12 protein-coding genes and 1 tRNA gene are annotated in these 11,766 nt (G+C 74.0%); 5 read left to right on the forward strand and 8 right to left on the reverse strand.

Annotated features, from left to right (window positions below):
• Positions 1 to 15: 15 nt before the first annotated feature.
• From tilS to dacB, 3 genes are all read right to left on the reverse strand, one after another.
• On the reverse strand, positions 16 to 927 hold the full coding sequence (gene tilS / locus ACWEFJ_RS12040; protein ID WP_378082750.1) for a tRNA lysidine(34) synthetase TilS: 912 nt from the start codon (positions 925 to 927) through the stop codon (positions 16 to 18).
• Positions 924 to 1,937, reverse strand: a complete 1,014-nt coding sequence (locus ACWEFJ_RS12045) for a zinc-dependent metalloprotease (RefSeq protein WP_449713768.1) — start codon at positions 1,935 to 1,937, stop codon at positions 924 to 926. The genes tilS and ACWEFJ_RS12045 overlap by 4 nt, the downstream gene beginning before the upstream one ends.
• 151 nt (positions 1,938 to 2,088) lie before the next feature.
• Entirely contained in the window at positions 2,089 to 3,447 is a 1,359-nt protein-coding gene (gene dacB / locus ACWEFJ_RS12050) for a D-alanyl-D-alanine carboxypeptidase/D-alanyl-D-alanine endopeptidase (protein WP_449713769.1), read from the reverse strand.
• 381 nt (positions 3,448 to 3,828) lie between these two features.
• Between dacB and ACWEFJ_RS12055 the strand changes: the two genes are divergently transcribed.
• Complete coding sequence (locus ACWEFJ_RS12055) at positions 3,829 to 4,332, forward strand: inorganic diphosphatase (protein ID WP_378082753.1); 504 nt, start codon at positions 3,829 to 3,831, stop codon at positions 4,330 to 4,332.
• 70 nt (positions 4,333 to 4,402) lie between these two features.
• Here ACWEFJ_RS12055 and ACWEFJ_RS12060 read toward each other — a convergent pair whose 3' ends face one another.
• Both ACWEFJ_RS12060 and ACWEFJ_RS12065 read right to left on the reverse strand, forming a co-directional pair.
• A complete protein-coding gene (locus ACWEFJ_RS12060) occupies positions 4,403 to 6,076 on the reverse strand; it encodes an MDR family MFS transporter (RefSeq protein WP_378082754.1) in 1,674 nt (557 codons plus the stop codon).
• Positions 6,076 to 6,579 (reverse strand): MarR family winged helix-turn-helix transcriptional regulator, encoded by a 504-nt coding sequence (locus tag ACWEFJ_RS12065; protein ID WP_378082755.1) that lies wholly within the window; start codon positions 6,577 to 6,579, stop codon positions 6,076 to 6,078. Before ACWEFJ_RS12065 ends, ACWEFJ_RS12060 begins: the two co-directional genes overlap by 1 nt.
• A gap of 140 nt (positions 6,580 to 6,719) precedes the next feature.
• Here ACWEFJ_RS12065 and ACWEFJ_RS12070 point away from each other — a divergent pair, with 140 nt between their 5' ends.
• The 3 genes from ACWEFJ_RS12070 (at position 6,720) to ACWEFJ_RS12080 (ending at position 8,449) form a co-directional block, all read left to right on the forward strand.
• Entirely contained in the window at positions 6,720 to 7,172 is a 453-nt protein-coding gene (locus ACWEFJ_RS12070; protein ID WP_449713770.1) for a DUF4442 domain-containing protein, read from the forward strand.
• A 145-nt stretch (positions 7,173 to 7,317) separates the two neighbouring features.
• Positions 7,318 to 7,488 carry an excalibur calcium-binding domain-containing protein gene (locus tag ACWEFJ_RS12075; protein WP_449713771.1) on the forward strand — a complete coding sequence of 57 codons (171 nt, stop codon included), beginning with the start codon at positions 7,318 to 7,320 and terminating at the stop codon, positions 7,486 to 7,488.
• Positions 7,489 to 7,498: 10 nt separating this feature from the next.
• Positions 7,499 to 8,449: a TIGR03617 family F420-dependent LLM class oxidoreductase gene (locus ACWEFJ_RS12080; RefSeq protein WP_378082760.1), complete on the forward strand. Its 951-nt coding sequence runs from the start codon at positions 7,499 to 7,501 to the stop codon at positions 8,447 to 8,449.
• Here ACWEFJ_RS12080 and ACWEFJ_RS12085 read toward each other — a convergent pair.
• Together ACWEFJ_RS12085 and ACWEFJ_RS12090 are read right to left on the reverse strand one after the other, a co-directional pair.
• Positions 8,436 to 8,606, reverse strand: coding sequence for a hypothetical protein (locus ACWEFJ_RS12085; RefSeq protein WP_378082761.1), 171 nt, complete (start codon positions 8,604 to 8,606; stop codon positions 8,436 to 8,438). The genes ACWEFJ_RS12080 and ACWEFJ_RS12085 overlap by 14 nt on opposite strands.
• Before the next feature lie 166 nt (positions 8,607 to 8,772).
• A tRNA-Thr gene (locus ACWEFJ_RS12090) sits at positions 8,773 to 8,846 on the reverse strand.
• Positions 8,847 to 8,971: 125 nt separating this feature from the next.
• Between ACWEFJ_RS12090 and ACWEFJ_RS12095 the strand changes: the two genes are divergently transcribed.
• The gene (locus ACWEFJ_RS12095; RefSeq protein ID WP_449713772.1) at positions 8,972 to 10,552 is read left to right on the forward strand and encodes a hypothetical protein; all 1,581 of its coding nucleotides are present in this window, start codon (positions 8,972 to 8,974) and stop codon (positions 10,550 to 10,552) included.
• Positions 10,553 to 10,558: 6 nt separating this feature from the next.
• Here the strand turns inward: ACWEFJ_RS12095 and ACWEFJ_RS12100 are convergent, their stop codons facing one another.
• A complete protein-coding gene (locus tag ACWEFJ_RS12100) occupies positions 10,559 to 11,758 on the reverse strand; it encodes a DNA polymerase III subunit delta' (RefSeq protein WP_449713773.1) in 1,200 nt (399 codons plus the stop codon).
• Between the last annotated feature and the right edge of the window lie 8 nt (positions 11,759 to 11,766).

Raw genomic sequence — 11,766 nt, forward strand, 5'->3', positions numbered from 1 at the left:
ACGGTTCCCCTTTTGTCATGACTGCACTGGTTCCACTCGCAGCCTGCCATGCGCGCGCCGAGCCACAAAGCCGCCCGGGAGCCACACGCCGCCCTGCCCGCGCCACTCGCTCACCAGCGCGTCCACCCGGCGCAGGTGCGAGTCGGACAACTCGGGCACGCGCTCCGCGAGCAGCCAACGCCGCAGGACGCGGCGGCGCAAGGCGGCCGGCAGGCGGCCCACGTCGGTCACCGAGCGGCAGTCGCCGTCGAAGCGCTCGGCCAGCTCGTCCAGCGCGTCGTTGTCCTCGCGGAGCTGGGCGGCGGTGCGGGCGAGGGCGTCGGCCACGCCGCCCTGGAGCACGTCCTCCAGCAGCGGCAGGACTTCCCGGCGCAGGCGGACCCTGGTGAAGCGGGGGTCGGCGTTGTGCGGGTCGTCCCACGGGGTCAGGCCGAGTTCGTCACACGCGGCCTTCGTCACGGCGCGGGGCACCCGCAGCAGCGGCCGGCCCCACGGCGGGTCGTGCGGGCGCATGCCGGCGATGCTGCGCGGCCCGGAGCCGCGGCCGAGGCCGAGCAGGACCGTCTCGGCCTGGTCGTCACGGGTGTGGCCGAGCAGCACGAGGCCGCGTTCCGGCCGCAGGGCGGCGTACCGGGCCCGGCGCGCGGCCGCCTCAGGTCCACCCGATCCGGTGACGACCACCCGGCGTACCTCGGCGGTCAGGCCCAGTTCCCGGCACGTGCCGGCGGCGCGCTCGGCGACCTCGGCCGAGCCGGGTTGCAGGCCGTGGTCCACGACGACCGCGGACGCCTCGGTCAGCCCGGCCGTCACGGCGGCCAGCGCGAGCGAGTCCGCCCCGCCGCTCACCGCGACGGTGACCCGCTCGGGCCGGTGCTCGCGCAGGAACCGCTTCACCGCCGTGCGCACCTCGGCGAGCGGTCCGTTCACGGTTGGACGCGACGCAGCCACGCGGCCGGGTCGGCGATCTCCGCACGGGTCGGGAGGGTGTCGGCGCTGGTCCAGACGGTGTTGAAGCGCTCCATGCCGACCGCGTCGACCACGTGCCCGGTGAACGCCGCGCCCTCCGCGTACTGGCGGACCTTGGCCTCGACGCCGAGGAGCGTGCGCAGCACCCGGTCCAGCAGGCCGCCGCCCTGGCGGCGGGCGGTGAAGCGCTCGCGGATGGTGCGCACCGACGGCACGACGTCCGGGCCGACGGCGTCCATGACGTGGTCGGCGTGGCCCTCCAGCAGGGTCGACAACGCGATGAGGCGGTCGAGCACCTCCCGCTGGGCCGGGCTCTGGAGCAGCTCGACGAGGCCGCCCGCCTCGCGCAGCCGCTTGGGCAGGTCGCGCAGGCGGGGCGCGGAGCTCTCGTCCATGCTGCCCAGCAGCGCCGCCACCAGGCCCGCGAAGTGGTCGGCCAGCCACGGCACGGCGGTGAACTGGAGCCGGTGGGTGCCCTCGTGCAGGCAGACCCACATGCTGAAGTCCTCGCCGGAGACGTCGAGCGCGCGCTGGGCCCCGACGATGTTCGGCGCCACGAGCAGCAGCCGGCCGCCCTCGGAGAACGGGTCGTACTGGCCGAGCACCCGGCCGCTGAGGAACGCGATGACGACGCCCGCCTGCACGCCCGCCGTGCCCGCCAGGACGCCGCTGAGCGCGCCGGACTGCCTCGGCAGCGCCCCGTCGGTCAGGGCGGAGAGGCCGCGCACGGCCGCGCGCACCCACCCCGGGCGGTCGACGACCTCGCCCTGCTGGAGCGGCAGCCCGTGGCCGAGGCCGGTGAGCGCGCGCACGTGCACCTCGGCGTCCACGGCGAGTTCCCGCAGGCGGTGCACGGCCACGTCGGCCTCGGCTCTGGGCACGATCGGGCCGGGGCGGAGGAGCCTGGTCGCCGTGGTGACGGCCAGGGCCCAATCGACCGGGGCACTGCGGTCCTGCGTCGCCGGGTTCACCCTCCTGACGCTACCTGCGCGGACCACCGGGACAACACTCCCGTCCACGCCTCCCGAACGTAGGGCTCACGCGCGAGTCCTACGTTGGGAACGCGAGTGTCCTACGTTGGGAACGCGTGTGTCCTACGTTGGGAACACCCGGGTTCACCGCTCAGGACGTGCAGCCGCAGGTGCGCAGCGCCGCCGCCATCTCGTCCAGCCCGCCGCGCACCAGCGTGTTGTTCGGTTCGGGGCTCAACGACATGAACGCGAACACCAGCAGTCGGCCGTCGGTGTCCACCACCACGCCCGCGAGCGTGTTCACGCTCGTCAACGTGCCCGTCTTGGCCCGGACCCAGCCGCGCCCGCCGGCGCCCCACTGCTCGTAGCGCCCGGCCAGCGTGCCGCTGCCGCCCGCCACCGGCAGGGCCGTCAGCAACGGCCGCAGCTTCGCCGTCTTCGGGTCGGACGCGTCGGGCTTGGCCGCCACCGCCAGGACGTCCGCGAGCAGCTTGGCGGGCACCTTGTCGTTCGGCGACAACCCGCTGCCGTCCACGATCGTCGACGTCGACAGGTCGAACCCGTTCTCGGTCAGCACGTCCCGCACCGCCTTGGCCGCGCCCGTGAACGACGGCTCCAGCCCCCGCGCCTTGGCCACCTCGCGCGCCATCGTCTCGGCCAGCACGTTGTCCGAGATCTGCATGAGGTTCTCGACCAACCGGTCCACCGGCGCGGACTGCACCTCGCCGAGCACCTCCGCGCCCGACGACGCCACGCCGGCCGCCACCGCGGGCACGCCGAGCCGCTGCGCCAACGCCCGCGCGGCCGCCTCGGCGGGCGTGGACGTGCGCGGCGTGTCGTACTTGGTGGGGTCGCCGCGACCGCCGTCCAGCATCACGGGCTCGATCGGCGAGACGTACCCGTTCGGCACGTCGCCGGGATCCCAGCCCGGGGCCATGCCGGGCCCCGCGTACCGCGACACGTCGTACTGCACCTGCGTGACCTGGCCACCCGAGGCGCGCACCTGCGCCGCGAGGTCGTCCATCGTCGCCGCGCCGGGGTACACCGTGGTCTGCCCGGCGGGCAGGGACGACAGCGTCGGGTCGCCGCCGCCCACCAGCACCACCGACCCCGGCTGCGAGCCCCGCACGACCTTGGTCGAGAACCGCGACGTGTGGTCGAGCGCCAGCAGCGCCGCCGCCGCGGTCAGGACCTTGATCGTGGACGCGGGCGTCTGCGGGGCCGTCTCGCCCTGGTTCCACAGCGCGGCGCCGGTGGCCGGGTCCACCACCAGGCCGGACAGCGGCGCGAGGACGCCGTTCGCCGCGGGGCCGGCCAGCACCGCCCGCACGCCCGCGGCCGTCGGCGCGGCCCCGCCCGTGCCCACGGCCTGCATCGCCAACGTCACGGGCGCGGGCGGCGACGGCGCGGCGGTCGTCGCGGCGGGCGTGCCGTCGAACCACCCCTGGCGCGTGCCGACCACCGCCGTGCCGGCGAGCGCGACCACCAGGAGCGCCACGGCGGCGAACACGAACGGGCGCTTGCGCCGCCGCGCCGGCGGCGAAGGCTCTTCACGTTCCGTGATCGGTTCAGGGACCGGTTCAGGTTCCGACTTGATCTCTTTCCGCGGCGGCGCAGGGGACGGCGCAACGGGCTTCGGCGGCACCCGCGGGGGCTCGGCCGGCGTCGGGGCGCTGATCCGCACCGTCGGCGGGTCAGGCCGTCTGACCTGCATCGTCGGCGGCTCGCGGTCGACCTCGTCACCGTCAACGGTCGGCCACGATGGCTCGTCGGGCACGCAGTCCTCCGCGGTCGGGTACGGGCAACGTCACACCCTCGGCAAAGGGTTGACGAGACGTCGTAGTCCACACTAGTGGCGTAACGAACGGCGAAGACGAGCGAGGACCGCGCAGTGGAGTTCGACGTCACCATCGAGATCCCCAAGGGGGTCCGCAACAAGTACGAGATGGACCACAAGACGGGGCGCATCCGGCTCGACCGGACCCTGTTCACGGCCACTCAGTACCCGGCGGACTACGGGTTCGTCGACGACACGCTCGGCGAGGACGGCGACCCGCTCGACGCGCTCGTGCTCGTCCAGGAGCCGACGTTCCCCGGCTGCCTGATCCGGGCCCGTGCGATCGGCATGTTCCGCATGACCGACGAGAAGGGCGGCGACGACAAGCTGCTCTGCGTCCCGGCGGAGGACCCGCGGTCGGAGCACCTGCGCGACATCCACCACCTGAACGAGTTCTACCGGCTGGAGATCCAGCACTTCTTCGAGGTCTACAAGGACCTGGAGCCGGGCAAGAGCGTCGAGGGCGCGACGTGGGTCGGCCGCACCGAGGCCGAGGCCGAGATCGTCCGCTCCTACCAGCGGTTGAAGGACGCCGTCGCGCGCGGCGAGGAGCACTGACCCGGACACCGCGCCGACACGCCGAAGAGGCCCGCCCCACGCCGGGGACGGGCCTCTTCGCGTTCGACGGTCAGTGCATCGCGATCGGGGCCGGCTGCTCGCCCTCGTCGCTCGCGTCCTTCACCCGCTCCAGGCCGGAGCGGTTGGACAGCGGCACCTCGCGCAGGAACCAGACCACCGCGAAGCCCACCAGCGTCACCACGCTGCCGACCAGGAACACCAGGTCGATCGAGCCGGAGAAGCCGTCCAGGAACGGCCGGGCCAGCACGCGGTCGAGCGTGGTCAGGAACTCCGTGTTGTCCAGGTCGAACCCGGACCCGCTCTGCAGGCCGGCGGCGAACTCGCGGTTCTCCGGCCGGGCCAGCGCCGCCTGGAACTCGGGCGTGCCGGCCGCCGCGCGCAGCGCGTTGCCGATCTTGTCGCCGACCGTGCTGAACAGGATCGACAGGAACACCGCGGTGCCGACCGTGCCGCCGATCTGGCGGAAGAACGTGGCCGACGAGGTCGCCACGCCCATGTCGCGCGGCTCGGCGTCGTTCTGGATCGCCACCAGCAGGGTCTGCATGCACAGGCCCAGGCCCGCGCCGGTGAAGAACATCAGCACCAGCGGCTGGTAGATCGGCGTGTCCGTGCCGACCCAGCTGAACAGGAACAGCGTGATCGTCATCAGGCCGAACCCGAGCACCGGGAACACCTTGTAGCGGCCGGTCTTCGCGGTGATGTTGCCGCTCGTGCCCGCCGCGGTCATGATGCCGAGCGTCAGCGGCAGCATCATCAGGCCGGACTGGGTGGCCGAGTACCCCTTGACGATCTGCAGGTACAGCGGCAGCGACACCATCGCGCCGAACATGCCGACGCCCAGGATGAAGTTGATCGTGTTGCCGAGCGAGAACGTCTGCCGGCGGAACAGGCGCAGCGGGAGCAGCGCCTCGTCGCCCATGCGCTTCTCGGCCAGCACGAACCCGACCAGGCCGACCACGCCGATGACGTACATCGCGATCGCGGTGCCCGACGCCCAGCCCCACTCGCGGCCCTGCTCGGCCACGATCAGCAGCGGCACCAGGCCGAGGGTCAGCAGGCCCGCGCCGACGAAGTCGATCCGGTGGTTCACCCGCTGGTGCGGGATGTTGAGCACCTTGGCGACCACGACCAGCGCGACCAGCGCGACCGGCACGTTGATCAGGAACACCCAGCGCCAGCCGGCCGTGCCCAGGAACGACTCCATGCCCGCGAACAGGCCGCCGACCACGGGGCCCGCGACGCTGGAGATGCCGAACACCGCCATGAAGTAGCCGGTGTAGCGGCTGCGCTCGCGCGGCGAGGTGATGTCCGCCAGGATCGCCATGGCCAGCGACATCAGGCCGCCCGCGCCGAGGCCCTGCACCGCCCGGAACGCGGCCAGCTCGTACATCGAGTTCGCGATGCCGGACAGCAGCGAACCCGCGAGGAACAGGGAGATCGCGGTCAGGTACATCGGCTTGCGGCCGTAGATGTCGGACAGCTTGCCGTACAGCGGCGTCGAGACCGTCGCGGTGATGAGGTACGCGGTGGTCGCCCACGCCTGCAGCGTCTGGCCGTGCAGCTCGTCCGCGATGGTCTTCATGGCCGTGGCCACGATCATCTGGTCGAGCGCGGCCAGGAACAGCCCGAGCAGCAGGCCCGACAGGATCGTCAGGATCTGCCGGTGGGTGAGCAGGGCGGCGCCGGGTGGCGGCGCGTCCGCTCGGGTTGTCGTTTCCGACATCACTTCTCCCCTTCTGAGCGCGGCCCCAGTCCGCCCTCAGCGATGAAATCCGGGAGCGCCTTCTCGTAGTCCCCCACGAAGCGCTCGAAGTACTCGATGAACCGGGTCCACTCCTGCGGGGACCAGTCCGAGAACAGGCGGGCCAGCGCCTGGTTGCGCTGCTCGCGGCGTTCGGCGAGCAGGCGTTGCCCCGCCTCCGTCACCGCCAGCACGCTCGCGCGGCCGTCCTCCGGGTCGGCCCGGCGTTCCACCAGGCCGTCCTTCACCAGCGTCGCCACCTGCCGGCTGACCGTGGACGGGTCGGAGTACACGGCCTCGGCCAACGCGCTCGACCGCGACGGCCCCAGGTGGTTCAGGTTCGCCAGGAGCACGAAGGACGCCTTGTCCAGGCCCGACTTGCTCAGGTGCGCGGCGACGCAGGCGTGCATCTTGTTCAGGCGGACCAGCGCCATGCCGACCCGGTCGGCCAGGGCGAGCTGGTCGGCCCTCACGTCGTCACCCACCGGGGTCACCATCGCACGCTCCGTTTGCTTGCATCAAACAACTAGTTGCCGAATACAAGCATGCGCCCGGCCGCGGGCTCCTGGCAAACGAAATACCGGTGACGCGCGTCTCGTGGTTACCGGCCGGTAGCATCCTGGCCATGAGCGCTGACCACTCGTTCGTCGCGGACGCGATGAAGCAGGCCGTGCCGTGGGTGAAGACCGCCGGCGTGGAGTTCCTCGACGTCACGGGCGACCGCGTGGTCGCCGAGCTGCCCGACCGGGAGGAGGTGCGCAACCACGTCGGCGGCCCGCACGCGGCGATGATGTTCGGCGTCGCGGAGACCGCCTCGGGCGCGGTGGTGATGGCCGCGTTCGCCCCGCACCTGGCCACCGCCACGCCGCTGGTCGTCCGGTCGGAGATCGCCTACCGGAAGCTGGCGCTGGGCGTGCTGCGCGCCGAGGCCGTGCTGGGCCGGCCCGCGGCGGAGGTGGTGGCCGAGCTGGAGTCGGGCACGCGGCCGGAGTTCCCGGTCACCGTGACCATCACCGACGCGGAGGGCGTGACCACCGGCGAGATGACCGTCGTCTGGACCCTGCGCCCGAACCGCTGACGGCGAGTGATCAACCGGACGTGCCAAGTGGTGGAAGTGGTGGACGCCCGCACGATCACCCTTTCCGGCGGAGGACGGGTGCAGCCGGCCGGGCCGGCGCAGCCGGGCGAGTGCTGGGCGGCGTCCGCCACCGCCTCCCGCGCCCGTGCCGACCTACGCCCCGCCCCCGCCGGCTCCCCGGCCCGAACCGCCGGCCGCCGCGTACTACGCGAACTGCGACGCCGTCCGCGCCGCGGGCAAGACGCCCCTCTACGCCGGCGACCCCGGCTACCGCGCGGCGCTGGACCGGGACAAGGACGGGGTCGCCTGCGAGTAGGTTGCCCGTCGTGAAGGTGGACCGGGTGGAGGTCGGCTACGACCCGCTCACCGTGCCGGCCGCGGCGCGGGCGGCGGAGGCCGAGGGGTGCGACGGGTTCTGGCTGGCCGAGACCCGGCACGACCCGTTCGTCGCGCTGGCCCGCGTGGCCGGCGCGGTGGAGCGGATCGAGCTGGGCACGGCCATCGCGGTGGCGTTCGCGCGCAACCCGATGAGCACCGCGGTGCTCGCCAACGACCTCCAGCTGCTGTCCGGCGGCCGGTTCCACCTCGGCCTCGGGTCGCAGGTGGAGCCGCACATCACCAAGCGGTTCGGCATGCCCTGGTCGCGGCCCGCCGCCCGGATGCGCGAGTTCGTGCTGGCGCTGCGCGCCATCTGGCACGCCTGGGCCACCGGCGAACGGCCGCGGTTCCGGGGCGAGTTCTTCACCCACACCCTCATGACGCCGTTCTTCGACCCCGGCCCGAACCCGCACGGCCCGCCGAAGGTGTGGCTGGCGGGCGTCGGCGAGCTGATGACCGAGGTCGCGGGCGAGGTGGCGGACGGCTTCCTGTGCCACGCCTTCACCACCGAGCGCTACCTGCGCGAGGTGACGCTGCCCGCGCTGGCGCGCGGCCGCGCCAGGGCGGGCAAACCCCTGGCGGGGCTGGAGATCAGCGGGCCGTCGCTGGTGGCGTGCGACGAGGAGGGGGTGGCCGAGGCCCGGCGGCAGATCGCCTTCTACGGCTCGACGCCCGCCTACCGCAAGGTCCTGGACCTGCACGGCTGGGGCGACCTGCACGAGGAGCTGCACCGCCTGTCGCGGCGGCAGCGGTGGGACGACATGACCGCGGCCGTCACCGACGAGGTCCTGGCCGCCTTCGCCGTCGTGGGCACGCCCGCCGAGGTGAAGGCCGAGCTGACCCGCCGCTACGGCGACGTGATCACCCGGATCGCGGCCCCGGTGCTCAGGACCGGATGAGGTGACGCCCGCTCGGCTCGTCCCGCATCCAGTGCCGGAACAGCTCGGCCCGGGCGCGCGCCACGGCGCACCGCCGCACCCAGCGCCGGCGACCGACCCGCGCCGCGAGCACGGCCAGCGGCAACGCCAACACGGTCAGCAGGACCATCGTGACCATCGCCATCACCTCCACGGTGGCAACGACACCCTCGCTCACCGCTGACGCCGATGGGGAAAAGGTCACCCGGACGGAGCAACGCCGCCGTCCCGCCCGTGACGGACCGGGTTCGACCGGAAAAGAAAGAGGACCAAGCCGGTCGCCCGACTTGGTCCCCGTCCCGCTGAGCCGCCTGTCGGAATCGAACCGACGACCTGCTCATTACGAGTGAGCCGCTCTGGCCGACTGAGCTAAGGCGGCGAGACGCGACAACTATAGCCCAACGCCCCGGCGTCACCGCACCGGGGTTGGGTCGTTAGAGCGGGCAGTGACGGCGCTCACCCCGACGTCGCGACGAGAGGCCGCTCCCCGGGAGGTTCGACCGCATGCGCCTGATGGCCCTGCCCGCCGCCGCCGTGCTGGTCGCGCTCTGCGCCGCGCCCGCCCTCGCCCAGCCGACCACGACGCCGGTGCCCGGACCGCGGGACCCGGACCAGCCGCCGATGTCCGCCACGCCCGCGCCCACCGCCCACGCGATCGGCGACGCGGGCACCGGGCTGGCCGTGGTCCGGCTCGCGCCGGACTCGACGCCGACCGCCTCGATCCTGCCCGGCTTCGGCGAGCAACTGCCCGAGCGGTCCGCGGCGGAGATCGGGGTCGGGCTCGCGTCCGCCCAGGCCAACACCGAGGCGTTCCTGACCTACGAGCGGGCCGTGGCGCAGGCTTCGCCCCTGGGCTTCGCCGTGGGGGGCCGCGCGCCGCAGACGCCCGGCACGCTCGTGCAGACCGCCTCGCCGGACAACGCCGCGCCCGTCACCGGCGGCCTCACGCCGCCCGCCACCCCGCTGGACGCCCTGCTCGAGGTCGGCCTGCTCGACGGCAGCGCCCACGCCCGCTGGGACGACCGGCTCGGCCCGTGCGTGACGCCGCTCGCCGACGCCAAGACCTCCGTCGCGTCCCTCAGCGTCCTCAACGCGATCCCCACCCTGCCGAGCACCCCCGACCTCACCGGCCTGCTCGCCCAGGACCAGCCCCGGCTCGACGCCGCCGCGCGGCAGTCCCTGGTCGACACCGTCAAGCAGCTCACCGCGCCGCTCAGCCGACTCGGCGGCCTGCTCTCCGGCACACCCGACACCGGCGCCAACGGCTCGCTGCTCAGCCTCCCCGAGACGCTCCGCGCCCACTCCGCGGTCGAGCTGGTCGACCTGCCCGGCAGCCCCAACAAGGCCGTCAAGTCGACGTCCACGCTCCAGGCGGCGAGCATCCGCCTCCTGGCCGGCACGCCGGCCGAGATCCGCGTCGACGTGGTGAGCCAACCGACGCTCGTCGCGCTGTCCACCGGCGACCGGGCCACCTCGTCGATCTCCTACACCGCGCCCGTGCTGCGGGTGAGCCAGGGCGGCCGGGAGCTGGGCACGCTCGACGCCGCCAACCCGAAGCTCGACGTGCCGATCGGCCTCGTCCCGGGCCGGGACCTGCCGCTCGTCGGGGCCCTGGCGGACGGCCTGCCCAAGCTCGACATCGGCGTGCTGCGCCTCCAGGTCGCGCAGCTCAACCGGAAGGACACCGACCTCGACGGCCCCCTCCAGCAGGGCGGACCCACCATCAAGGGGTTCATGCTCGGGGCCACCGCGCGCCTGCTCGACCTCCAGCTGCTGCCGACCGACGCGCTCGGTCTGCCGAACCTGCCATCGGCGCTGGCACAGGTGTCCCTGGGCGAGCAGGTCGTGCGCGCGGCGGCCCCGACCGGCGGCGTCGTCTGCGCGCCCCCCGCGACCCCGCCGGGTGGCGGCGGGCAGGCGGCGCCGCCGACGCCGGGCCGGCAGCTGGCCTACACGAACGCGGCGTACCGGACGGTCCCGATCTTCTGGACCGGCACGGCGCTGCTGCTGATCGGCGTCATCGTCGTCGCCGCCCTGCCGGCCCGACGCCCGACCGCCGCCACGCCCCGGCCGCCCTCGGCCTGAGCCCCGTCAGCCGCGCTGCAACGTGGTCAGCATCGCCTCGATGGCGATGCGCGGCTTCACGTTCAGCTCCAGCGCGGTCCGGCAGTTCAGCACCGCCTCCAGCCGCCGCAGCGTCGACTCCGGCGTCCACGCCGCCGCCGCGGCCCGCGCGTCACCGGCCCGGTCGGGGTGGTTGAGCGCGGCGTGCGCGCCCGCGGCGGTCACCAGCACGTCCCGGTAGAACGCGGCCAGGTCGACCAGCGCCTGGTCGAGCGAGTCGCGCTGGGTCCGGGTGGCCCGCGACTTCTGCCGCTTCTCCAGGTCCTTCAGCGCGCCCTTCGCGCCCCGGGTCGCGGCGGCCGTGCCCTTGCCCGTCCCGCCCGCGCCCATCGCGGTCTCCAACGCCTCCCGCTCGGCCTGGTCACGGCCCTCGTTCGCGGTCAGCGCGTCGCCCTCGGCGGCCGACACGAGCTGGTCGGCGCAGGTGAAGATGTCCGCCGGCCGCCGCAGCGCGACCGGGATCCGCAGCACGGCCTCGCGCCGGGCCCGCGACTGCTCGTCGGTGGCCAGCCGCCGCGCCCGGCCCACGTGCCCGCCGCACACCGACGCCGCCCACGCCGCCATCTCCGGCGCGACGCCCTCGTCCTCCAGCGCCGAGGCGATGGCGGCGGCCCGGGGCGTCGCCAGGGACACGATCCGGCACCGCGACCGGATGGTCACCGACACGTCCTCGGGGTGGTCCGACGGCGCGCACAGCAGGAACACGGTCCGCGCCGGTGGCTCCTCCACGGCCTTGAGCAGCGCGTTCGCCGCGCCCTCGGTGAGCCGGTCGGCCTCGGCGACGATCACCACCTGCCACCGCCCGGACGTCGGCCGGCGGGCCGAGACCTGCACCAGCGACCGCATCTCGGCCACCGAGATCGACAACCCCTCGGGCGCGACCACCCGCACGTCGGCGTGCGTGCCCGCCAACGCCGTGTGGCAGCCGGCGCACGTGCCGCAGCCCGGCCGGTCGTCCACGGCGGTGCACTGCAACGCGGCCGCGAACGCCCGCGCCGCGACCGAGCGCCCCGAGCCCGGAGGCCCGGTGAACAGCCACGCGTGGGTCATCGCGCCCGGCGCGGGCGACCCGCCCGCCACGATCGACGCGGCGGCCTCGGCCGCCGCGGACAGCACCGCGACCGCCTCGGGCTGGCCGACGACCTCGCCCCACACCCCACGGTTCACCAGGCGAC

This window comes from Actinosynnema sp. NPDC004786 (genome assembly GCF_053601135.1).